This is a genomic window from Kocuria sp. ZOR0020 (assembly GCF_000800955.1).
GTDB lineage: Bacteria > Actinomycetota > Actinomycetes > Actinomycetales > Micrococcaceae > Kocuria > Kocuria subflava.
Genome location: NZ_JROX01000008.1, coordinates 1 through 21,120 on the forward strand (window position 1 = coordinate 1; position 21,120 = coordinate 21,120).

At 64.5% G+C, this 21,120-nt stretch carries 25 protein-coding genes and 3 tRNA genes; 10 read left to right on the plus strand and 18 right to left on the minus strand.

The annotated features are described in order from the left end of the window. The 6 genes from L979_RS00690 to L979_RS00715 all read right to left on the minus strand — a co-directional run. Nucleotides 1-461, minus strand: a 461-nt coding sequence (locus L979_RS00690) for a GNAT family N-acetyltransferase (RefSeq protein WP_047688086.1), incomplete at its 3' end; no start/stop codon positions are given. 174 nt (nt 462-635) lie between these two features. Continuing rightward, nucleotides 636-1,340, minus strand: a complete 705-nt coding sequence (gene rplA, locus L979_RS00695) for a 50S ribosomal protein L1 (protein ID WP_047688088.1) — start codon at nt 1,338-1,340, stop codon at nt 636-638. A gap of 113 nt (nt 1,341-1,453) precedes the next feature. Continuing rightward, complete coding sequence (gene rplK, locus L979_RS00700; RefSeq protein ID WP_047688090.1) at nt 1,454-1,882, minus strand: 50S ribosomal protein L11; 429 nt, start codon at nt 1,880-1,882, stop codon at nt 1,454-1,456. 198 nt (nt 1,883-2,080) lie between these two features. Then, nucleotides 2,081-2,917 (minus strand): transcription termination/antitermination protein NusG, encoded by an 837-nt coding sequence (gene nusG, locus L979_RS00705; RefSeq protein WP_047688092.1) that lies wholly within the window; start codon nt 2,915-2,917, stop codon nt 2,081-2,083. Nucleotides 2,918-3,071: 154 nt separating this feature from the next. After that, nucleotides 3,072-3,335 (minus strand): preprotein translocase subunit SecE, encoded by a 264-nt coding sequence (gene secE, locus L979_RS00710; RefSeq protein ID WP_047688095.1) that lies wholly within the window; start codon nt 3,333-3,335, stop codon nt 3,072-3,074. Nucleotides 3,336-3,453: 118 nt separating this feature from the next. Continuing rightward, nucleotides 3,454-3,526: transfer RNA gene (locus tag L979_RS00715), tRNA-Trp, on the minus strand. 338 nt (nt 3,527-3,864) lie between these two features. Between L979_RS00715 and L979_RS00720 the strand changes: the two genes are divergently transcribed. Both L979_RS00720 and L979_RS00725 read left to right on the plus strand, forming a co-directional pair. Then, nucleotides 3,865-5,100, plus strand: a complete 1,236-nt coding sequence (locus L979_RS00720) for a pyridoxal phosphate-dependent aminotransferase (RefSeq protein ID WP_047688096.1) — start codon at nt 3,865-3,867, stop codon at nt 5,098-5,100. 65 nt (nt 5,101-5,165) lie between these two features. Further along, on the plus strand, nt 5,166-5,543 hold the full coding sequence (locus L979_RS00725; RefSeq protein ID WP_231559330.1) for a hypothetical protein: 378 nt from the start codon (nt 5,166-5,168) through the stop codon (nt 5,541-5,543). A 105-nt stretch (nt 5,544-5,648) separates the two neighbouring features. On the opposite strand, the gene ppk2 is transcribed toward L979_RS00725, so the two are convergent. Continuing rightward, complete coding sequence (gene ppk2 / locus L979_RS00730) at nt 5,649-6,551, minus strand: polyphosphate kinase 2 (protein WP_052209278.1); 903 nt, start codon at nt 6,549-6,551, stop codon at nt 5,649-5,651. A gap of 323 nt (nt 6,552-6,874) precedes the next feature. Here ppk2 and L979_RS00735 point away from each other — a divergent pair, with 323 nt between their 5' ends. Then, complete coding sequence (locus tag L979_RS00735) at nt 6,875-7,906, plus strand: 6-phosphofructokinase (RefSeq protein WP_047688097.1); 1,032 nt, start codon at nt 6,875-6,877, stop codon at nt 7,904-7,906. A gap of 90 nt (nt 7,907-7,996) precedes the next feature. Here the strand turns inward: L979_RS00735 and L979_RS00740 are convergent, their stop codons facing one another. The 3 genes from L979_RS00740 to L979_RS00750 all read right to left on the minus strand — a co-directional run bounded on the left by L979_RS00740 (nt 7,997) and on the right by L979_RS00750 (nt 10,542). After that, entirely contained in the window at nt 7,997-9,184 is a 1,188-nt protein-coding gene (locus L979_RS00740; RefSeq protein ID WP_047688123.1) for a folate-binding protein YgfZ, read from the minus strand. Between the two features lie 35 nt (nt 9,185-9,219). Then, complete coding sequence (locus tag L979_RS00745) at nt 9,220-9,819, minus strand: FABP family protein (RefSeq protein ID WP_047688098.1); 600 nt, start codon at nt 9,817-9,819, stop codon at nt 9,220-9,222. Between the two features lie 114 nt (nt 9,820-9,933). Further along, nucleotides 9,934-10,542: a hypothetical protein gene (locus L979_RS00750; protein ID WP_047688100.1), complete on the minus strand. Its 609-nt coding sequence runs from the start codon at nt 10,540-10,542 to the stop codon at nt 9,934-9,936. A gap of 267 nt (nt 10,543-10,809) precedes the next feature. Here L979_RS00750 and L979_RS00755 point away from each other — a divergent pair, with 267 nt between their 5' ends. The 7 genes from L979_RS00755 (at nt 10,810) to asd (ending at nt 16,769) form a co-directional block, all read left to right on the plus strand. Further along, nucleotides 10,810-11,514, plus strand: a complete 705-nt coding sequence (locus L979_RS00755; protein WP_047688101.1) for a response regulator transcription factor — start codon at nt 10,810-10,812, stop codon at nt 11,512-11,514. 27 nt (nt 11,515-11,541) lie between these two features. Continuing rightward, entirely contained in the window at nt 11,542-12,543 is a 1,002-nt protein-coding gene (mshD, locus tag L979_RS00760; RefSeq protein WP_047688102.1) for a mycothiol synthase, read from the plus strand. Nucleotides 12,544-12,672: 129 nt separating this feature from the next. After that, a complete protein-coding gene (locus L979_RS00765) occupies nt 12,673-13,644 on the plus strand; it encodes an NUDIX hydrolase (RefSeq protein ID WP_047688104.1) in 972 nt (323 codons plus the stop codon). A gap of 48 nt (nt 13,645-13,692) precedes the next feature. After that, nucleotides 13,693-14,562: a thymidylate synthase gene (locus L979_RS00770; RefSeq protein WP_052209279.1), complete on the plus strand. Its 870-nt coding sequence runs from the start codon at nt 13,693-13,695 to the stop codon at nt 14,560-14,562. Next, on the plus strand, nt 14,562-15,125 hold the full coding sequence (locus L979_RS00775) for a dihydrofolate reductase (RefSeq protein ID WP_047688108.1): 564 nt from the start codon (nt 14,562-14,564) through the stop codon (nt 15,123-15,125). The genes L979_RS00770 and L979_RS00775 overlap by 1 nt, the downstream gene beginning before the upstream one ends. Nucleotides 15,126-15,203: 78 nt before the next feature. Beyond that, the gene (locus tag L979_RS00780; protein WP_047688109.1) at nt 15,204-15,533 is read left to right on the plus strand and encodes a GNAT family N-acetyltransferase; all 330 of its coding nucleotides are present in this window, start codon (nt 15,204-15,206) and stop codon (nt 15,531-15,533) included. Nucleotides 15,534-15,623: 90 nt separating this feature from the next. Next, nucleotides 15,624-16,769: an aspartate-semialdehyde dehydrogenase gene (gene asd, locus L979_RS00785; RefSeq protein ID WP_047688110.1), complete on the plus strand. Its 1,146-nt coding sequence runs from the start codon at nt 15,624-15,626 to the stop codon at nt 16,767-16,769. Nucleotides 16,770-16,864: 95 nt separating this feature from the next. On the opposite strand, the gene L979_RS00790 is transcribed toward asd, so the two are convergent. From L979_RS00790 to L979_RS00825, 8 genes are all read right to left on the minus strand, one after another. Beyond that, a complete protein-coding gene (locus L979_RS00790) occupies nt 16,865-17,347 on the minus strand; it encodes a PGPGW domain-containing protein (protein WP_052209280.1) in 483 nt (160 codons plus the stop codon). A 16-nt stretch (nt 17,348-17,363) separates the two neighbouring features. After that, nucleotides 17,364-18,500, minus strand: coding sequence for a UDP-N-acetylmuramate dehydrogenase (locus tag L979_RS00795; RefSeq protein ID WP_369792950.1), 1,137 nt, complete (start codon nt 18,498-18,500; stop codon nt 17,364-17,366). Between the two features lie 98 nt (nt 18,501-18,598). Beyond that, nucleotides 18,599-19,093, minus strand: a complete 495-nt coding sequence (locus tag L979_RS00800; RefSeq protein ID WP_047688113.1) for a MaoC/PaaZ C-terminal domain-containing protein — start codon at nt 19,091-19,093, stop codon at nt 18,599-18,601. After that, nucleotides 19,090-19,539, minus strand: coding sequence for a MaoC family dehydratase N-terminal domain-containing protein (locus tag L979_RS00805; protein WP_047688114.1), 450 nt, complete (start codon nt 19,537-19,539; stop codon nt 19,090-19,092). Before L979_RS00805 ends, L979_RS00800 begins: the two co-directional genes overlap by 4 nt. An 85-nt stretch (nt 19,540-19,624) precedes the next feature. Next, nucleotides 19,625-19,698 (minus strand) — tRNA-Met (locus L979_RS00810). A 64-nt stretch (nt 19,699-19,762) separates the two neighbouring features. Next, nucleotides 19,763-19,834 (minus strand) — tRNA-Thr (locus tag L979_RS00815). Between the two features lie 46 nt (nt 19,835-19,880). Next, on the minus strand, nt 19,881-20,303 hold the full coding sequence (locus L979_RS00820; protein WP_156125270.1) for a hypothetical protein: 423 nt from the start codon (nt 20,301-20,303) through the stop codon (nt 19,881-19,883). Between the two features lie 106 nt (nt 20,304-20,409). After that, a partial coding sequence (locus tag L979_RS00825; protein ID WP_156125271.1) for a phosphotransferase family protein occupies nt 20,410-21,120 on the minus strand: 711 nt, incomplete at its 5' end.

The following is a 21,120-nucleotide window of genomic DNA, read 5'->3' on the forward strand; positions in this document are numbered from 1 at the left end:
ATCGGCAAGGCACCCGTGGCCGAGCCGATTCGGCCATCGCCTTGGATGTCTTGCGGGCCCGGGTGTTCGGAATGAATCACCATCACGCGGCGGGCCTCCGACTGTGCCACGGACTCGGCAGCCGCCAACAGTTCGGATCCCACTCCCCCGGTCTCATGATCCGGGTCCACTGCCAGGAAGATCTGGGCGCTGCGTGTTTCCACGATCAACGGCAGCCGCACCTCCGCGCGCCCCGCCAACTGTCCGTCAGTTCGAGCGGTCAGCAACACCACCCGTTCCCACGGGTCATGCAGATCCCGGAACAGGTCCTCGGCATCGTTGACCAGATCCCCCGTGCCCCACACGGACTCGCGGGAGCGGCGCACCAGTTCAGCGATTTCACCCAAGACCTGGGCGGCGTCGTCGTCAAAGGTGTCCGGGATGCGGACCTGCTGAATGACCACCGGCTGCGGGATGCTCACAACGGACCTTTCGTGACGACTGCGACGTCCGTCCACACTACCGGCAGGCCGCACTCCGGACCGAGCCCTGCGGCGTCACCCGGCACAGGGCACACAAAAGCTGGTGGCAGTTCGGTACGCCATCAGGTGATGATGCCGTACCGAACTGCCACCAGCTCGATGAGTCGACCGAAATCAGTCGGTCGAAACCTCAGTTGCGTTCGGGTCAACCGGGACGCCGGGGCCGAAGGTGGAGGCCACGGTCATCTTGGTGACGTAACGGCCCTTGGAGGAGGACGGCTTCAGACGAAGCACCTCTTCCAGAGCTGCACCGAAGTTCTCCGCCAGAGCCTTCTGGTCGAAGGAGGACTTGCCGATGATGAAGTGGAGGTTGGAGTGCTTGTCCACGCGGAAGTCGATCTTGCCGCCCTTGATGTCTCCAACAGCCTTGGCCACGTCCATGGTCACGGTGCCGGTCTTGGGGTTCGGCATGAGGTTACGGGGACCCAGGACCTTGCCCAGGCGACCCACCTTGCCCATCATGTCCGGGGTTGCCACGGCGGCGTCAAAGTCCACCCAGCCACCGGCCACCTTGGCGATGAGGTCATCGGAACCCACAAAGTCAGCGCCTGCGGCCTCAGCCGCTGCTGCCTTGTCACCCTGGGCGAAAACCACCACGCGGGCGGTCTTGCCGGTGCCGTTGGGCAGGTTCACGGTGCCGCGAACCATCTGGTCTGCCTTACGGGGATCAACACCCAGGCGCATGGCAACCTCAACGGTTGCATCTGCCTTGGACGAGTTGATCTCCTTCACCAGGGCAACCGCCTCAGCGGGGGTGTAGAGCTTGCCCTCTTCGATCTTGGCTGCTGCTGCCTTGTACGCCTTGCTGCGCTTGGCCATCTGCTTCTTCTCCTTGTGCAGTCGTGGTCGTTACGGACCGCGCTCGGCCCTGCCACGTGTTGTCTGTCTGCTGTTGCCAGCGGGTGGAGCTCAGGTGTTCGGGAGAACCCGAATCACTCGACCTCGATGCCCATGGAGCGGGCGGTGCCGGCAATGATCTTGGCGCCCTGCTCAACGTCGTTGGCGTTGAGGTCTTCCTGCTTGGTGGTGGCGATCTCACGTGCCTGGTCCCAGGTGATCTTGCCGACCTTCTGGGTGTGCGGGACGCCGGAACCCTTGGAGATGCCGGCAGCCTTCTTGATCAGCTGAGCGGCCGGAGGGGTCTTGGTGATGAAGGTGAAGGAACGGTCCTCGTAGACCGTGATCTCCACGGGGATGATGTTGCCGCGCTGGGATTCGGTGGCCGCGTTGTAGGCCTTGCAGAACTCCATGATGTTGACGCCCTGCGCACCGAGCGCGGGGCCAACGGGCGGAGCCGGGTTGGCGGCACCAGCCTGGATCTGCAGCTTGATCAGGCCAGAGACCTTCTTCTTGGGAGCCATGGTGATGGTCCTTTTCTGCTGAACGTACCGCCGCACAGGAGCGTACGACGGCGGGTGGTCACCGTGGCGCGGTGACCGGACGGCACAGCCCTGGGCAAAGCGTGTCCCGGGGCTGGCCGAAGTTTTGGGGCCAGCAAGCCGGCCGTGGCGGTCGTCGTCGACCGCGGTGCGTCCCTATCAAGGAGGCGGCGGGAATGATCAGATCTTGGAGACCTGATCGAAAGCAATGGTGACAGGGGTTTCGCGCTCGAAGATGGAAACCAGAACCACCAGCTGCTGGGACTCGACCTTGATCTCGGAGATCGTGGCCGGAAGGGTTGCGAATGCGCCTTCCTTGACGATCACGGATTCCCCGACCTCGAAGTCCACGGTCACAGCCGGAGCAGCCTTTGCAGGGACACCACCAGCGGCGGCGGGAGCCTCGCCGTCGGCAGCGGTCTGCGGGGTCTCGAAGACCGGGTTGAGCATGTCAACCACTTCATCGATCCGCAGCGGGTTGGGGTTGTAGGCGTCCTGACCCACGAACCCGGTGACACCCGGGGTGTGGCGGACAGCGCCCCAGGAGGCGTCGGTCAGGTTCATGCGAACCAGCACGTAACCGGGGATCCGGACGCGGCGCACGGTCTTGCGCTGGGCGTTCTTGATCTCCACGACCTCTTCCATGGGGACCTCGATCTGGAAGATGTCCTCTTCCATGTTCAAGGACTGGATGCGGGTCTCCAGGTTGGTCTTCACGCGGTTCTCGTAACCGGCGTAGGTGTGGATGACGAACCAGTCGCCCTCCTGGCGCCGCAGCTTGGCAGCGAATTCGGCGCGGGGATCGGCGGCCTCAGCGTCCTGCTCTTGCGCAGGGGCCTGGGCTGCGGCGACCTCCGGGGACGCCTGAGCGTCATCCGCGAACTGCAGGTCCGCTTCCTGGACGGAAAGGGAGTCAGTGGGCTCCTGGGCAGCCTGATCGGCCGGCTCAGCCACGGGCTGTTCGGCCGGGGAGTCGGCGTTGAGTTCGACGTCGTTCTCAGCCTGGTGCTCGGTCACTTCAGGTGTCCTGCTTTCCTCTGCTCTGTGTGAGACCCAAGGGTCTCCGTGAGTCCTACGGGTGAGCCTGATTTCTTGAACTTCCGAGTACCGGACGGAATCAGTGCACTCCCGCAGGCATCCGTTTGGGGTGCCGGTGCGGCCGAACCGCGCTCTAGTTGGCGATCGTGCCCTCACCGAAAACCAGCATGGCCAGCTGTCCGAGGCCGAGGTCCAAGACGGAGATCAGCGCCATCATGAAGGCCACGAAAACCAGAACCACCAGCACGTACTGCACAAGTTCCGCGCGTGTGGGGGTGTGCACCTTGCGCAGTTCGCCGAGGACCTGGCGCAGGAACAGCAAGATCCGGCCGAAGATCCCCGAGGGGGCTTCGTCCGGTTCGCCGCCGGGGCGATCGGTGGCTGTTGTCTGCGACATTCATTCTCCTCGAGGCACTGCGCGCGTTGCCCTCGGTGTGGGTCGATGTGCCACACGGGCGTGGGCCGAAGCACCGAACATTCGATTCTTCCGGCGCCACACCCGCAATGGTGCGACGCAGGGCAGACAGGACTCGAACCTGCAACCTGCGGTTTTGGAGACCGCTGCGCTACCAATTGCGCCACTGCCCTAGGTGATGCCACCCCGTAGCCCCGCCGCACACGTGCAGATTGCTGGCTTCCGGGTCGAACACCGGTGAAAGACCTTACCACTGGTTGCCACCCGCTACGCCTTGAACGTTGCAGTCATCACGAAACGCTTGTGGGCATCACAAACCAATGGTGGTTGAACACCAGCGCCAGAGTCTAAGCCACCGCGCGACGGCTGGCAATTGAACGGCCACCACCCGATGCCAGGGCAAGGGCGCCCACGGGTAGCATGGGCCACGCCCGCCTGTTACAGCCACAGCCCCCAAAGAGGCACTGCTCACGCGGCCAGCCTGTGAGGGCGCAAGGAGGTCCCCAAGGTCATGTCAGACCCAACGCCCAAGACCGCTCCCACCACGTCATCCCGTATTTCGCGCCGGATCGGTGCCATTGCACCGTCGGCCACATTGGCGGTGGATTCCAAGGCCAAGGAACTCAAGGCTGCCGGTGAGCCGGTGATCGGCTTCGGTGCAGGCGAACCGGATTTCCCCACCCCCGACTACATCGTGGAAGCTGCTGCGCAAGCACTGAAGAACCCCGCCAACTTCCGCTACTCGGCCGGATCGGGCCTGCCCGAACTGCGTCAGGCGATTGCCGATGTCACCGCACGGGACTCCGGCTGGAGCGTGGATCCTTCCCAGGTGATCGTGACCAACGGCGGCAAGCAGGCCGTGTACCAGGCCTTCCAGACCGTGGTGGACGACGGCGACGAAGTCCTGCTGCCCAGCCCCTACTGGACCACCTACCCGGAAGCCATCCGCCTGGCCGGTGGTGTGCCCGTGGAGGTGTTCGCAGGCCCCGAGCGTGGTTACAAGGTCAACCCGGGGATGCTGGAGGAACACGTCACGGAGCGCACCAAGGTGCTACTGCTGTGCTCCCCTTCCAACCCCACTGGCTCCGTGTTCACGGCAGAGGAGATCAAGGCACTGGGCGCCTGGGCTGCGGCCAAGGGATTGATGGTCATCACGGATGAGATCTACCAGCACCTGGTCTACGACGGCCTGGAGTTCACCTCCATTGCGGGGGCCTGCCCCGAACTGGCCGAGAACGTGATCGTGCTCAACGGCGTGGCCAAGACCTACGCCATGACCGGTTGGCGAGTGGGTTGGATGATCGGCCCCAAGGACGTCATCAAGGCGGCCGGCAACCTGCAGTCACATCTGAGCTCCAACGTCAACAACATCGCGCAGCGTGCAGCCCTGGCAGCCCTCACGGGCCCGATGGACCAGGTGGGGAAGATGAAGGAGGCCTTCGACCGTCGTCGTCGAAAGATTGTGGACGGCCTCAACGCCATTGAGGGCGTTGAGGTGCCCACCCCGCAAGGTGCGTTCTACGCCTACGCGGACGTTCGCGGCCTGCTGGGCAAGGAATTCGGTGGTGTCACGCCCCAGACCTCGGCGGAACTTGCCGAGCTGGTGCTCAACCAGGCCAAGGTTGCCGTGGTCCCGGGCGAGGCCTTCGGTCCGTCCGGCTACTTCCGTCTCTCCTACGCCCTGGGCGACGACGACCTTGCCGAAGGCATCGAGCGCCTGGAGAAGTTCCTGGGCTCAGCCAAGTGACCATGGGGCGGGATGGCAGCACAGCCATCCCGCCCGCAGATCTCAGTACGTCGGAAGAGGTTCACATGTCCAAGAAGTCCACGGCCCCGCAGGTGACTCTGCGGGAAGACCTCACAGATCTCTACACGGGAGCACAGGCTGCCACCGAGCAGATCCCCACATCTGCACTGGTCACGGTGGGGCTGATCGGTGGCTACGGTGTGGCCCGGTGGACGGGCGTGCGCCCGCTGGGTGGCGCGGTGTTGTTCGCCGCAGGTGCCGCCGCAGCGCACAACTGGTGGCGCAAGTCCGGACCCATCACCACGGCAGCCCTCAGCACCACGTACCTGCTGGGCTTTGGCCTCTCCCACCCGTTGGCCAAGAAGATGGGCGCCTGGCCCTCCGTGCTCACGGTCACCGGTGTGAACGCCGCAGCCGCCTGGGCACTGGCCGACCGCACCTGAGCTGCAGCCCCCGTCCCCACAAGCCGAGACCTCCGTTACGGCCCAAAATCCCGTGTGGGATGGGGCGTAACGGAGGTCTCGGCTTCATGGCGGGTGGGGTTCGTGTCAGTCGTCGACGGCGTCCCGGCCCCGGCGTACGATCAAGGGATCGGCCTCATAGACCACCGAGGTGTCCTTGTCGTCGTAATCGAACTGGTTCAAGTAGTAACGCATGGCATTGAGGCGAGCGCGCTTCTTGTCGTTCGACTTGATGGTGATCCACGGGGCGTGGTCCGCGTCCGTGCGCCGGAAGGTCTCTTCCTTGGCCAAGGTGTAGTCGTCCCAGCGGTCCAGGGAGGCGAGGTCGTTCGGGGAGAGCTTCCATCGGCGCACCGGGTCGATCTGGCGAATGGCAAAACGGGTGCGCTGTTCGTGCTGGGTCACGGAGAACCAGAACTTGGTCAGGTGGATGCCGGAATCCACCAGCATCTTCTCAAAGGCCGGCGCCTGGTTCATGAAGTCCTCGTACTCGTCATCCGAGCAGAAACCCATGACACGTTCCACGTTGCCGCGGTTGTACCAGGAGCGGTCGAACATCACCATTTCCCCGAACGTGGGGAAGTGCTGGATGTAGCGCTGGAAGTACCACTGGCCCCGCTCTCGCTCGGTGGGGGCGTTCAGTGCCACGGTCCGGGCAGCACGCGGGTTGAGGTGCTCCATGAAGCGCTTGATGGTGCCGCCCTTGCCTGCAGCGTCACGGCCTTCGAACACGATGATGTGGCGCAGGTTGTTGTCCTGGGTCCAGTACTGCAACTTGAGCAGTTCGATCTGGAGTTTGTACTTCTCCATCTCGTAGTCATCCCGGGACATCCGCTCCTGGTACGGGTAGCCCTCACGCCAGGTCTCCACCGCCGATCCACCGGGATCGATCAGATCGGGATCAGGTGAGTGGCCCTCCTGGACGGTGTATCCCTGCTCCACGAGCTTGTCGATGAACTCCCTGAGGTTTTCTTTGGGGGCTTCTGCCATATCGACCACTCCTTTGCAGTGTCCGCGTGACGCGGGGATGACGCAGGCAGGTGAGGAGGCGAGCCCCCACCGCGTGCTGTGACTCACCACTCATCCTAATGCTCCTGGGCACCGGGATCGCCCCGTTCACCGCGGGTTCACGGCACCATTGCGCAGGGCGAGGCATCTGGTGCCAACAAGCAAGGTGAAGGTTGCATCAACTCCTAGACTGGTGGGGAGTTCACCTGGGGGTGGGCGTGAGAGGCACTCCACCACGGGGTGGCCGTCAAGCGCCGGTCAACCCCCTCCCTCGATCTCTTTCTCAACCTCATGGAGGAGCAAACATGAAGATCGGTCTGCTGACCAGCGGTGGCGACTGCCCCGGTTTGAACGCTGTGATCCGCGGTGCCGTGTTGCACGGCATCAAGTCCTATGACTACGAGTTGGTGGGCTTCCTGGACGGCTGGCGCGGTGTTGTTGAAGGCGACATCATGGATCTTCCGCGTTCCTCCGTGCGTGGTCTGGCTCGCGTGGGTGGCACCATCCTGGGTACCTCCCGCACCAACCCGTTTGACGGCCCCAACGGTGGCCCGGAGAACATTGCCAAGACCATTGAGAAGCTCGGCGTGGACGCCATTGTGGCCATCGGCGGCGAGGGCACCCTGGCAGGTGCCAAGCGTTTGGCAGATGCCGGTCTGCCCGTGGTGGGTGTGCCCAAGACCATCGACAACGATCTCCAGGCAACCGACTACACCTTCGGTTTCGACACCGCCGTGCAGATCGCCACCGACGCCATGGACCGTCTGCGCACCACCGGCGACTCCCACCACCGGTGCATGGTGGCCGAGGTCATGGGGCGTCACGTGGGCTGGATCGCCCTGCACTCCGGGATGTCCGCCGGCGCCCACGCCATTCTGATTCCGGAGCAGGAGGTCCCCATGGAACAGGTTGCCGCCTGGGTCTCCGAGGTCCACGAGCGCGGGCGTTCCCCCCTGGTGGTGGTTGCTGAGGGCTTCATTCCGGAAGGCTTTGACGAGGTTCTGCACAACAAGGGTCTGGAAGCCGATGGCCGCCCGCGCCTGGGCGGAATCGGTGACTACGTGACCCAAGAGATCGAGCGCCTCACCGGGATCGAGACCCGCAACACGATCCTGGGCCACATTCAGCGCGGCGGCGCCCCCACCAGCTTTGACCGTGTGCTGGCCACCCGGTTCGGCATGGGTGCCGTGGATCTGGTGCGCGATGGCGCATGGGGCCAGATGGTGGCTCTGCGCGGCACCGATGTTCAGCGCGTGGACTTCTCCGAGGCGTTGGACGGCCTCAAGACCGTCCCGGAGGCCCGGTACAACGAGGCCAAGATCCTCTTCGGCCGCTGAGTTGGCAGCGGTCCTCAAGCAGGGTCGCGAAGATGCTTTGGGGGCGGTCACCACAGTGTGGTGACCGCCCCCAAGGCTTGTGTGGCCGCCTCAGCGCGGCCCGCGCAGGAAACCCTTCTCACGCTGAACAGTTTGTCCGGCTTCAGGCGGCACGACGACGGTTTGCGCCGCCGCCCAGTGTTCGAGCGGGGCGTCGTCGTGAGAATCGTCATCTGGCTGCTGAGCCGATGTGGATGGCACGGCCCGCACCGTCAGGTCAGCCGTTGGATCGACGGCCCGCTTGAGGACGGCCAGGGCCACGGGGCCGGCTTCGTGATGCAACTGTGCTGCCGTCACTCGACCGACCACACGGTCCCCCAGGAGCACCTCAGAACCTGCTGGCGGCACGGTGTGTTCGGAACCGTCCAGGTCCAGGAAGGTCAAGCGCCGTGGCGGATACCCCAGGTTGTGCACACGGGCCACAGTCTCCTGGCCCTTGTAACAGCCCTTCTCCAGGTGGACGGCGGTGCGCAGCCAGTCCAGCTCGTGGGGCACGGAACGGTCATCCGTGTCCACGCCCGGACGGGGCCGCCAGGCTTCTATACGCAGCGCCTCGGCAGCCCAGGATCCGGCCAGCTGCATACCGTCTGCAGCCGGTCCTGTGAGCACGTCCACGAGTTCCGTGCGCGCCACCAGAGCTTGCTGCCAGCACCGACCGGCCGCCGGATGCCCGTCGGTGATCCCGTAGGCCCACCCCCCGTTGAGCACACCCGGCCAAGGATCCGTCCACATCAGGACGATGCCCGCATTGGCCTCGGTTTCCGGGAGACCCTCCTCCACTGCCGAGAGCCGTGCAGATGCAGCGCGCACATGCTCCGGCATCTGAACGGCAGCAACAACGGCCACGTCAGCACTGCGGTCGGCGATCTCAACCCGCAGGGCAAAGCGCATCCGCTCCAGCCAGTCCTTGAGCGGCTGGAGCTCATGGGCTTCGACGATCAACCAGGTCCGCGTTCCGTCATCCAGGACGTGCGGAGCGAAATCAACCCGCCCCTGCACGGAGAGGAACAACGTTTCTGCGCTCTGGCCCGGAGCCAGGGCGGTCAGCACCTGAGAACTCAACGTGGTCAACCAGGTGAGACGGTCCGGGCCCTGGACCGTGAGCACTCCCAGATGGGACTGGTCCACCACGGCCTGGCCGCGAACCAACGCGCGTTGTTCGCGCAGGGGATCTCCGTAGTGGGCTGCCACGCCTGTATCAGCCCCGGTGGCCTGCACGGCACCGTGGACAGCATTCATCACGGGCGAGAGTTGGGCGGCTTCTGCCACGGCGATCAGTCCTTCTTTTTCAACTCTGCAGATGCGTGTGTGGCCAGCTCATGGCCTTCAGCAGCCATGTCCCAAGCCCAGAAGAGGTCTCCGTTGACCAATCCGAACATGCGGGTGGCGGCCGTGTACGTCTTGGCTCCGGCCGCGCGCATCACGGCATCGGTGCCGAGCTGGATCCGCGGGCCGTTGATTTCTCCGACGTAGAGTTCGCTGACACCCCCGGGCCTGCTGATGGTGGCCAACACGGGGAAACCGCCTGAGCCTGTTCGCAGTCGCTCCACGGATTCGGCGTCCCGCAGCACGGGGACAACGTCCGGCGGCATGAGTCCGGGGCCCAAGTCCCCGTCCTCTAATCGGCGGTCCAGCTGCCAGAAACCGCTTTCCACGGCGATCAGACGCGAGGGAAGGCCGTCGTCGTCGATCAGGTGCGTCTCAGCGCGGTACTCCAGGAAGGGCAGTCCGTGGTGAACAAAGTGAACGTGCTGGCGGAACGGGCGCTGGTCAACATCGGCGTAGCCCAGGAATCCGTCCCCCTCCCATTCACCCAACAACCAGGCGAAGGGAACAAGTTCAGGTGTGAGGTCTGTGGGGATTTCGACCGGCACGATTACTTCTGGCCCTTGTACAGACCCTTCAGGACGATCGCGGCGATGCCTGCGATGCAGAGGGAAGCCAGAACCAGCAGAACAAGGAAGAAAATCTCAAGAGCAAGCATGGCCTCAAGCTACCACGATGCCGACCCAGTGCGAGGTGAACAGAACGGCCGGGCCCAACAGGGCCACGGGTGTCACCGCCAAGGATGCAATGCCTCGTTTGGGTCCTTCCTGGGGCGCTGAGGCCACCAAACGGGCCCCGATGACGCCAATGACCACAAAACTGACCAAACCGGAGATCAGCACAGCTGTCAGCGGGGACTGTCCGCTTGCGTGCAAGGACTGGGACAGCGCAATCCACCCGGAGCTGGAGACCACGGCCAGAACAGCCACCACAGAGGAAATGGTGGACTCCAGCCGGTGTTTGGCGCCTTCTCCACGCACCAGCTCCGCGATGAACGTGGCGATCAGCGCCACGCCCACGATGGCCGGCAGCCACACGAACCGCTGTTCCGGGTGCAACCAGGACAGCAGAGCTGCCAGGATGCCGCTGATCAAGATGATCACGTTGTGGCGGTAACGCGCGGGCACTCCCACCGCCAGGGACCAGCCCAGTCCGACCACAACGCTCATGGCCACCACCACGATCACTGGCGCGGCTCCACCCACAGCCGCGCTTACGAGGGCGAGGATCAGGGCCACCACGGACGTGACGATGATCTTGATGTAGCGCATGCAGTGATTCCTGGGTGAGGGATTGGGGACAGCGGGTGCAGAAGGTGCCGCCACCACAAGGGAGCTGAACGGCAGCGCCTGCGGCGCACGAACGAATGGGAGGCCGCAAGGCGGAAATGTTCTGCCCCACGATAGCGGCAGCCGGGGTCATCCCTGCGCAATCCGGTTGAAACCACCCGCAATCTGGCGGAAACACGGTTTTCTATACTGGTCACCACCAGTCGGCGGGCACCTCAAGCCTCACCAAAAAGTTCAGGAGTGAACCGGTTGTTAGAGATCCTTGTGCTCACCGACTCCACGGAACCTTCCGCAACGGTCCTGCCTGCCCTTGACCTGTTGAACCACAGGATCTCCGTCCAGCCCACTCGCATGGTCTCCGGACCGGTGGAGGCCGTGACTGCGGATCTGGTGTTGGTGGACGGCCGCAAAGATCTGATCTCCTCACGCAACCTTGCCCAACTGCTGCGGGGAAAGGGCATGGAAGCTCCAGTGATCATGGTGCTCACGGAAGGTGGCATGGCCGCCGTGGCCTCCACCTGGATGGTGGATGACGTTGTCCTGGATTCTGCAGGCCCCGCTGAGGTGGAGGCACGCCTGCGACTGGCCTCAGCCCGTGTGCTGGTCCCCGAGGACACGGATGACCAGCGCATTCACGTGGGCTCCGTGATCATTGACGAGGCCGCCTACTCCGCCCACGTCAACGGCGAAGCCCTGAATCTGACCTACAAGGAATTCGAGCTGTTGAAGTTCCTGGCACAGAACCAGGGGCGAGTCTTCACCCGCTCCCAGTTGCTCTCCGAGGTCTGGGGCTATGACTACTACGGTGGAACCAGAACCGTTGACGTCCACGTTCGGCGTCTGCGCTCCAAACTGGGCTCGGACCACGAACACATGATCACCACCGTGCGCAACGTGGGTTACAGCTTGTCCGCCGACCGCTCCTCCGAGCGCAGGTTCGGCGGCGAAGCCTGAACCCGGCCACGGGGAAGGCAGGCCACCGTGAACACCAACCCCACCCCTTCCGTTGCCCGCGAAGACCTGAGACCGCTCACCGTTGAGGACGTGGTTGCCCTGGGAAATCAGGCCGCAGATCACGACGGCGATCCCCCGTTCTCGGATCAAACGCTGGTTCAGCTGCGCTCAGCCCCTGAGACGGTCACGCTGATCGGCGCCCGATCCGCCACCCCGGTGGACGATGACGCACTGGTGGGTGCCGCCGTCGTGATCCACGGGAGCGCGGGCGCCGGTGAAGCAGATGAAACCGGGCCAACAGATGAGTCGGCTGCTCACCGGGGACAACCGGCCGTCCTGGAAGCCGTGGTGGCACCGGAACACCGTGGCGCCGGGGTGGGGCGGGCCCTGATTGAAGCAGCACTGTCCACCTCGGCGGTCAAGGACACGGCGGTGGATGCCTGGGCGCACGGTGACCACGCAGCTGCCCGATCACTGGCTGATTCCTTGGGCTTCACCCCCGTTCGCGAACTTCACCGCCTGCTGATGCCGCTGGATGGTGTGCGGGAGGAGCTCGATGCAACTCTCCCGGAGGGCCTGGCGCTGCGCGCCTTCGAGGTGGGCCGGGACGAGGAGGCGTGGCTGAGGGTCAATGCCGCCGCCTTTGCCCGCCATCCCGAGCAGGGGCGCATGACCCTTGAGGACCTGCGAGCGCGGGAGTCCGAGGACTGGTTCGACCCCCAGGGTTTCTTGCTGGCTCACCCCGTGGATGATCCGGACACCATTGCCGGGTTCCACTGGACCAAGGTCCACCCGGCCACCTCAACGGAACCGGCCCGGGGTGAAGTGCATGTGGTTGGAACGGCGCCTGACCAGCAAGGGCGAGGTCTGGGCAAAGCCTTGACCGTGGCAGGTTTGCACCATTTGGCTGCCCAGGGCCTGGATGAGGTCTTGCTCTACGTGGACGCGGAGAACACGGTGGCCTTCAACCTTTACCGCGCCCTGGGTTTTCAGCCGTGGCACGTGGACGTGATGTTCAGCCGTTCATGACGGCCCAGGGCAGCGCTCCGGGCGCGATCGATGCGCCGGGACGGGTTAGCATGTCTTGGCCCAGCCAACCGCGCGCGGCCCACCCTGAACCGGGGTGGCCCGCCTTGCAGAGAGGAAACAGGGAACCTCATGCCCAAATCTGCTTACCGCACTTCGGCGCAGGTCCCCGACTCCTCCCCTGACGTCCGCGCAGCCGGTTGCCTCTGCTGGCGTCCCGCATCCGATGGCAGCATCGAGGTGCTGGTCATTCACCGTCCCCGCTATGACGACTGGTCCTGGCCCAAGGGCAAGGTTGACGACGACGAAACCCTCCCCGAGGCGGCGTACCGCGAGGTCATGGAGGAAGTCGGGCTGAAGGTGCGATTGGGTGTCCCGCTGCCTGCCATCTCCTACAAGGTCAAAGCGGGCGTCAAGCACGTCTACTACTGGAGTGCCGAGCTGCCCGCCTTCACCAATGGGCGGCCTGATGGCAAAGAAGTGGACGAGTTGCGGTGGGTCAGCCCGGAGCAGGCCGGGCGGATGCTGACCAACACCACGGACGTCGAGCCACTCAAGCGGCTGATCGAGTTGCACCAGGCAGGGGATCTTTCCGTCCGCCCGGTGTTGCTGGTGCGTCATGCCAAGGCCAAGCCGCGTTCCTCCTGGTCCCGGGCCGAAGGTGACCGGCCCCTGGCTGCCACCGGCAAACGCCAGGCGCTGGCTGTGACCAAGCTGCTGCAGACCTGGTCACCAGGGCGCGTCATCTCCTCCCCCTGGCTGCGTTGCCTCTCCACCGTGACGCCGTATGCCAAGAACGCCGGGATCAAAGTCAAGGAACGCCCCGCACTGACGGAGGGTTCCCACAAGCGCAGCCCGCGCAAGGCTGCCGCCGTGGTGGAAACGTTGTTCGACAAGGACAAGTCAGCAGCCATCTGCACGCACCGCCCGGTGCTGCCCACTGCCTTGAAGGTTCTGTGTCACCATCTGCCCGCCGAGCTGCGGGACATGTTGCCTGGTGAGGACCCTTATCTGGCCCCGGGGCAGATGATTGTGCTTCAGGTCTCCCGTCGGCATCGGCGTCGTGCTGTGTCCCTGGAGATCGTCAAACCGTTTGACCCCTGAGCCGGCCGAATACCCAACCCCCTCAAGGTGTTGTGCTCAGCAGAGCACATGAACCATCGCCGCGACCACGCGGACCCAAGGAGCACCCCTGTGACCACACCAGCCATTCCCACCCCTTACGAGGACCTCTTGGCCCAGGTGGCCTCCACCGGCGCACACAAGTCAGATCGGACCGGCACCGGCACCCGCTCCGTGTTCGGGCGCCAGTTGCGCTTTGACCTCTCCGAGTCCTTCCCTCTGATCACCACCAAGCGGGTGCACTTCAAGTCCGTTGCTCTGGAGCTGCTCTGGTTCCTGCGAGGCTCCTCCAACGTCCGCTGGCTGCAGGAACGCGGCGTGAGCATCTGGGATGAATGGGCGGATGAGAACGGGGAACTGGGTCCCGTCTACGGTGTCCAGTGGCGATCCTGGCCAACACCGGATGGTGGCACGATCGATCAGATCGCCAAGGTGATCGAGCAGATCAGAACCAACCCGGATTCGCGCCGGCACATCGTGACCGCTTGGAATCCTGCCGAGGTTGATGACATGGCGCTGCCGCCCTGCCACACCATGTTCCAGTTCTGGGTGGAGCCCCAGGAGTCCGGCCCGGCCAAGCTCTCGTGCCAGCTCTACCAGCGCTCCGCGGACATGTTCTTGGGGGTGCCGTTCAACATCGGGGCCTACGCATTGCTGACTCGCATGGTGGCTCACCAGACGGACCTGGCACCCGGGGAGTTCGTGTGGACGGGCGGGGACGTCCACGTCTACGACAACCACCAGGAGCAGGTGGCCGAGCAGCTGACCCGCGAGCCCTTCCCGTATCCGCAGCTGCAGTTCAAGCGCAAGCCGGCGACCATTTTCGACTACGAGCTCGACGACATCGAGCTGGTGAACTACCAGCATCACCCCACCATCAAGGCCCCGGTTGCGGTCTGATGCAGGGCGGAGAATCGGCACAACCGCAGATCGCGGCCATTTGGGCGCAGACCGTGGACGGGGTGATCGGCAACGACGGCACCATGCCGTGGCACGTTCCGGAGGACTTTGCCCACTTCCGTGACACCACCATGGGCCATCCGGTCATCATGGGCCGCCGCACCTGGGAGTCCTTTCCCCCCACATTCCGACCGCTTCGTGGGCGGACCAACATTGTGATCACCTCCGCACCGGAGTCCGTGAGGGCAGCGGTGGGCCCCGACGACGTCGTCGTGGTGAGCTCTTATGAGGATGCTGTTGAGAGGGCACAGGCGGCTGATGGTGGTGAGTTGATCTGGGTGATCGGCGGAGGCCAGCTCTACCGGCACGCGCTGCAGCACCCGCAGCACCCGGTGACCCGCGCTGTGGTCTCCGTTCTGGAGCTCGCAGCTGACGGTGACACCCACGCACCCCAGCTGGGCAACGGATGGCGTCTGACGGAGGACCAGGACCAGGCGCGGTCCCGAACCGGGGTGGCCTGGCGAGTGCAGACATGGGTGAAGGACCAGGCCAGTTCCAGCTGAGCTGTCGGCGCAGCACCGTTTGGATCGGCGCAGCACCGTTTAGAGTGGGATGGACCACAATCCACACAGGAGGCCCGCATGAGCACGGAGAACACCGAGTACACCGAGCCCCAGGTCCGGGAGGACCCTGAACTGAAGCTGGCGGACAACCAGGAGAAGAACCGGGTTGAACTGTGGGACGGGCAGACGTTCATCGGTTTTGTGGCCGTGGAACGCCGCAACGACGGTGCCGTGGAGCTGCAGCACACCATCATTGACGAACGCTTCAGCCGCCAGGGTTACGCCCGCACGTTGATCACCCTGGTCTTGGACAGCTGCCGGGCCTCAGGGACGTTGATCCATCCCACGTGCACCTACGTCCAGGACTACCTCAAACGCTTTCCCCAGTACGCCGGTCTGGTGGCCTGAACCTGGCCGGAGGTCACACGGATTGCGAGCTGTCTCACATCCGTTAACCACGCCTCGAAGCCCACGGATGCGGTCCGTAGACTGGACAGCATGATTTCCACCGCCAACTCCACCCCTTCCGTCGGCCTGGTCGGCTGGCGCGGCATGGTCGGCTCCGTGCTGATGGACCGGATGAAGACCGAAGGCGACTTTGCCGACATCAACCCGGTCTTCTTCACCACGTCCTCCCCCGGCGCGCAGGCTCCCACCATTGAGGGTCTGGGTGACACCGGAACCTTGCAGGACGCCCACGACCTGGACAAGCTCGCAGCGCTGCCGATCATCGTGACTGCCCAGGGTGGTGACTACACCTCCGCTGTTCACGGCCAGTTGCGCGCACGTGGATGGGACGGCCTGTGGATCGACGCCGCCTCCACCTTGCGTGGCAATGACGACTCCATCATTGTGCTGGACCCCGTGAACCGCAACGTGATTGATGCCGGGCTGGATTCCGGTGTCAAGGACTTTGTGGGCGGCAACTGCACGGTCTCCTGCATGCTCATGGGCATGGGCGGGCTCTTTCGCAACGGACTGGTCGAATGGGCGACCTCCATGACGTACCAGGCCGCTTCCGGCGGCGGTGCCCGGCACATGCGTGAGGTCCTTCAGCAGTTCGGTGACCTCCACACCGAGGTTGCCGAGGGCCTGGCGGATCCCGCCTCCGCCATCCTGGAGATCGACAAAAAGATCCTGGCCAAGCAGCACTCCGGTGAACTGGACACCACGCAGTTCGGCGCACCGCTGTCCGGTTCCCTGATCCCGTGGATCGACTCCGACCTGGGCAACGGCCAGTCCCGGGAGGAGAAGAAGGCCGGGGACGAGACCAACAAGATCCTGGGCCGCACCGCTGAGAACCGCATTCCGATTGACGGTCTGTGCGTGCGGATCGCCACCATGCGCTCCCATGCCCAGGCCATGACGCTCAAGCTCACGGAGGACATCTCCGTGGAGGAGATCGAGCGCCTCCTGGATGCCGACAACGAATGGGCCAAGGTGGTGCCCAACACCAAGGAGGCCTCCTCCGTGGATCTGACCCCGGTGGCCTCCTCCGGTTCCTTGGAGGTTCCGGTGGGCCGTATCCGCAAGTTGGAGATGGGTCCGGAGTACATCTCCACCTTCACCGTGGGCGATCAGCTCCTGTGGGGTGCTGCCGAGCCGCTGCGGCGCATGCTCAAGATCGCGGTGGGCACACTCTGAGCTCCACCCTTTGATCCATCGAGATCATGCGTTGATGCACTATTTGCGGTGAAAGAGTGCATCAACGCATGATCTCGTCACTTTTCTGGGCTGTTTCAGTGACCTGGGAAGCTGTTGCGCGCTGAAAAGGTCACGGGTTCTCCCCTGGCCTGGAGCTGCGCACCGTGGATGTTGTCTGCCGCTTGCCCACGGGGACCTGAGCGGCACCAGCGCCACCACTGCATCAACGGGGTGGCCTGCCAGCGGGCCCACACCACGCTGAGCTTCCTCAACGCCCATTGGTTCAGGCGATGCGCCCAGTCGAATTCCATGGACCACGCGCCGATCCCCAGGAAGATGAACACCCATCCGGGGCCAGGCAGAACCAGCATGGCCACACCGGCGATGAACAGGGCGAATCCGATCAGGGCGATGGATCCCCGAACCATGACGCGGCGCAGCCTGGTTCCCTTGTGTGACCAGGCCTGGAACCGTTCAATGCGACGCCGGATGGGGTGACTGCGGTCCTGGCCCCGGCGCAGTTCATCGGCAAGCTCAGACTCTGCGGGATCGGGTGCCACCCGGCCACGCTCAGTCATGGACCAACCTGTTCTGTCACAGATCCATGCCCACGGTCACGGGCTCCGGCACCAGCTCCACCCCAAAGACTTCACGCACCCCGTCCCGCACGGTCCGGGCCAGTGCGGCCATGTCGGATGAGGTGGCCTGACCTCGGTTGGTCAGCGCCAGCGTGTGCTTGGTGGACAGGGAGGATCGCCCGTCCGAAACACTGGAGCCACTCACATTCAGACGTGAGTTGGTGGTGGCCTCCAACCCGAAACCCTTGGTGAAGCCGGCATTCTCGATCAGCCAGGCGGCCGAAAGCTTCACCCGGCCTCCCACGGGCTCACCGGCGGCATCCACCACCGGGAATCGTGGAGCCTCCGGCGGCACCATCTGATCGGCCTGATGTTCTTCCACAATCGGGTTGGTGAAGAACGAACCCGTGCTGTACGTGTCACGGTCGGAGGCGTCCAGGACCATGCCCTTACCGGCGCGTAGCGCCAAAACGGCTTCCCGTACCGCTGTCATGGGTGCACGCTGGTTGATCTCCACCCCCAGGTGCTGTGCCAGCTGGCCGTAGCGAATCGGCTTGGACAAATCCCCGTGGGTGAACTGGAACTGGACCTCAAGCACCACGTAGCGCGGGGATCCGTTCACGGTGCTGCGCTTGAGCATGGAATCGCGGTACCCGAACTTCAGATCCGCAAAGGCAAAGGAGGTGCGGCGCCCGGCCTCACGGTCATAGACCTTGACCCGGGCAATGGTCTGGGAGACCTCCTGCCCGTAAGCACCCACGTTCTGCACGGGGGTGGCCCCGGTGGTCCCAGGGATGCCGGAGAGGGCTTCAATGCCCACGCGGTCGTTCTCCACGGCCCAGGCCACCACCTGATCCCACGGATGCCCCGCAGCCACGCTCACCAAGGTTCCCGCACAGTCGGAAGAGTGGTCCACGTAGATTCCCCGTGTGACCACGTGCACCACGGTGCCGTCGAATCCGGCATCTCCCACCAACAGGTTGGAGCCACCGCCCACCACCAGCAGGGGCTGACCGGCCTCGTCTGCAGCTTTCACGGCTGCCACGATCTGGTCCTCAGTTTCGGCGCGCACATAGTGGCCCACCGGGCCGCCCACAGCGGTGGTGGTGAGTTCGGCCAGGGTCACAGTGGGTTCGGCGGTCATGACCGTCATCCTAACGAGCCACGGTGGGCGCCGGTGACGGGTCAGCCTGGAGCGGACGCTGCACTTACGCCCCACCTCCAGCGCCGACGACGCCGCGACGAGTCACCTCAAGCGCAGGCCACCACAGCTTGTGCCTTGACCAGAACCTTCAGCGCGGCAGCCGAGTCGGCAGTGGCCTCCGGGTCCGTGAGATCCGGTGCGGTCACGGTCAGATCCACGCGTGCTGTGCGGGCTTCTGGATCAAGGGCGGCCACCTTGGCGGACACGGTCAAGGCCGTGGAGGCACGGACCTCAGTGTCGAACTGGTTGGGCACCACCACGGGCTTGGTGAACCGGGTCTGGACATCAATCACGGCGGAGGGATCCCCTCCCCAGTCCACCACCACCTGCATGGCAGCACCCATGGTCAGCATGCCGTGGGCGATCACGTTGGGCAGACCCACAGAGGTGGCAAAGTCCTGGTTCCAGTGGATCGGGTTGAAGTCCCCGGAGACCGCAGCGTAGCGAACCAGGTCCGCACGGGAGAACTCCACCGTGCGGGTGGCGACTTCCTGGCCCTTTTCCAAGGCCTCGAACTCAGGGCGGGTGGTGTTGGTGCTCACTGGTCTTCTCCCCTCACCAGCAGTGAGGACAACGCGGTGGATACCGCTTGTCCGTCGTCGTCAATGATTTCGGTGCGGAAGGTCACCATGGCTCCGGTGCCCACGGCACGCACAGTGTCCACCGTGGTGGCTGCTGTGAGGTTGTCCCCGGCCACGATGGCGCGGTGGTGGGTGAAGCGCTGATCTGCGTGGACCACGCGGGAGAAGTCGATTCCGGCTTCTCCATCGGCGACCACGGCGGCCTCGGCCTTCTGGGCCACGATGATCGCGAACGTGGGCGGCGCCACCAGATCCGCGTGACCGGCAGCGCGCGCGGCCTCAAGGTCTTGGTGGATGGGATTCTCTCCGCCGACCGCCTGGGCAAAAGCCCGGATGGCCTCCCGGGAGACCTGGTACGGAGGGATGGACGGATACGTCCGGCCCGCGACGTCAGGATTAACACTCACGCTGGTGCTCCTTGTCAGTTCGACCAACAACCACAATGCAGAAAGCCCGCGATCCTTGAACTCGGATCACGGGCTTTCGATTCCGTAGCGGTGGACGGGCTCGATCCGTCGACCTCACGATTATGAGTCGTGCGCTCTAACCAGCTGAGCTACACCGCCAGGACGGATGGGGAAACCCGTGCACTCGCGCTTTTCAACGCGAGCCACGGGCCCTCATCACGAGAGCCCCGACCGGGAATCGATCCCGGGACCTCCATCTTACCAAGATGGCGCTCTACCACTGAGCTATCGGGGCAACGCGGAATACTGTAACAGGGGTTCAGGCTCAGTCAAAAACGAGCTCAGTCGTCGTCCCAGTCGTCATGGTCGTCATCCCAGTCGTCGTCGTCCCAGTCGCCGCTGTAGGCGTAATTGGGTGCCGGCTGGACCGGAACGGGCACCTGGGCGGGGGCTGCCGGGGCCTGCGCGGGTGCCTCTGGGGCCGGGGCGGGTACGGGAGCTTCTGCCACTGGGGCGGTATCACCCCCGGCTTCTGTGTCTCCCTCCGAGTCCGGGGACGCCGACTGCTCGTCCTCCCCGTCGTCGTCCCCGGAGGGCGTGCTCACGGTGCCTGACGGCCGGGGGGACGACGACGCCGGGCCGCCCTCCACCACAACACCATCGCGCAGGATCTGGGAATCGGACGGGGAGGCGGCTGCGATCCACAAGAAGACCGCGAGCGCGCCCACCACCACCAAGCTGAGAGTCGACCACAAAACCTTCATGCCGCATATGGTTGCCGGTCCAGATAAGACCAAGATGAGAACGAGGTCACCTGGGGTGGATGTCACCGAATCGTGACCAACTCCACGACTGCGCCGGGGCTCCCGTTCACAGGTCTCGAATGAGGTCTTGTGCCCACGTGCGCGCAAGGTGCTTCCATTGCGGACGGAAGGCGTAAACACAGACCAGCCGTGCGCGGGTGGCAGCCCGGTAGGCCTCCATGCGTTGTGCGGTGACCGCCAGCTCACAGGCCACCTCTGTCACGGTTCTGGTGGCCACGGTGTGCAGCTGCGCGCTGAGCACACCTTGGGCGCTGTGCAGGTCCAGGTGCACCCCCAGATTGGCCAGATCCAGTGCTGGATCACCGAGGGCCGCAGTGTCAAAGTCCAGCAGTCCGATGCTGCCGGAGACGGCATCCAGCAACAGTTGTTTTTCATGGAGGTCGCGGTGCAGGACACCGGGCCGCCAGGACGGACCCGCGGGAAGATCTGCAAGCATCTGCTGAACTTTGGTGACGGCATCGGCCCAGGCTGCGGGGTCAACATCCGACGCTGCGGGGAAAGCGGCCAGACGCTGCCGCCAGGTCTCCAACGTCCGGATCTCATCTGCTGCGGTGTAGATGGGCAACGTGCTGGAGGCCAAATCGGCGCGCACCAGATTCGGCCACCGGTGCGCCCAGGCGCGAATTCCTGCCGCGTAGTTCTCCTCCTGCCCGGCCGCGCCCACACTGTGCAGGTTCTGCCCCGCCACCACGGAGAACTCCACGCGGTCAGTACCACTGCTCACAACGCGCGGAACGGCGAATCCTGCCGCGGTTGC

Coding starts and splice junctions, on each gene's coding strand:
- rplA (WP_047688088.1), bottom strand. CDS start 1,340: ATGGCCAAGCGCAGCAAGGCGTACAAGGCAGCAGCAGCCAAGATCGAA.
- rplK (WP_047688090.1), bottom strand. CDS start 1,882: ATGGCTCCCAAGAAGAAGGTCTCTGGCCTGATCAAGCTGCAGATCCAG.
- secE (WP_047688095.1), bottom strand. CDS start 3,335: ATGTCGCAGACAACAGCCACCGATCGCCCCGGCGGCGAACCGGACGAA.
- L979_RS00720 (WP_047688096.1), top strand. CDS start 3,865: ATGTCAGACCCAACGCCCAAGACCGCTCCCACCACGTCATCCCGTATT.
- L979_RS00725 (WP_231559330.1), top strand. CDS start 5,166: ATGTCCAAGAAGTCCACGGCCCCGCAGGTGACTCTGCGGGAAGACCTC.
- ppk2 (WP_052209278.1), bottom strand. CDS start 6,551: ATGGCAGAAGCCCCCAAAGAAAACCTCAGGGAGTTCATCGACAAGCTC.
- L979_RS00735 (WP_047688097.1), top strand. CDS start 6,875: ATGAAGATCGGTCTGCTGACCAGCGGTGGCGACTGCCCCGGTTTGAAC.
- L979_RS00740 (WP_047688123.1), bottom strand. CDS start 9,184: ATGAATGCTGTCCACGGTGCCGTGCAGGCCACCGGGGCTGATACAGGC.
- L979_RS00750 (WP_047688100.1), bottom strand. CDS start 10,542: ATGCGCTACATCAAGATCATCGTCACGTCCGTGGTGGCCCTGATCCTC.
- L979_RS00765 (WP_047688104.1), top strand. CDS start 12,673: ATGCCCAAATCTGCTTACCGCACTTCGGCGCAGGTCCCCGACTCCTCC.
- L979_RS00770 (WP_052209279.1), top strand. CDS start 13,693: ATGAACCATCGCCGCGACCACGCGGACCCAAGGAGCACCCCTGTGACC.
- L979_RS00775 (WP_047688108.1), top strand. CDS start 14,562: ATGCAGGGCGGAGAATCGGCACAACCGCAGATCGCGGCCATTTGGGCG.
- L979_RS00780 (WP_047688109.1), top strand. CDS start 15,204: ATGAGCACGGAGAACACCGAGTACACCGAGCCCCAGGTCCGGGAGGAC.
- asd (WP_047688110.1), top strand. CDS start 15,624: ATGATTTCCACCGCCAACTCCACCCCTTCCGTCGGCCTGGTCGGCTGG.
- L979_RS00790 (WP_052209280.1), bottom strand. CDS start 17,347: ATGACTGAGCGTGGCCGGGTGGCACCCGATCCCGCAGAGTCTGAGCTT.
- L979_RS00795 (WP_369792950.1), bottom strand. CDS start 18,500: ATGACGGTCATGACCGCCGAACCCACTGTGACCCTGGCCGAACTCACC.
- L979_RS00820 (WP_156125270.1), bottom strand. CDS start 20,303: ATGAAGGTTTTGTGGTCGACTCTCAGCTTGGTGGTGGTGGGCGCGCTC.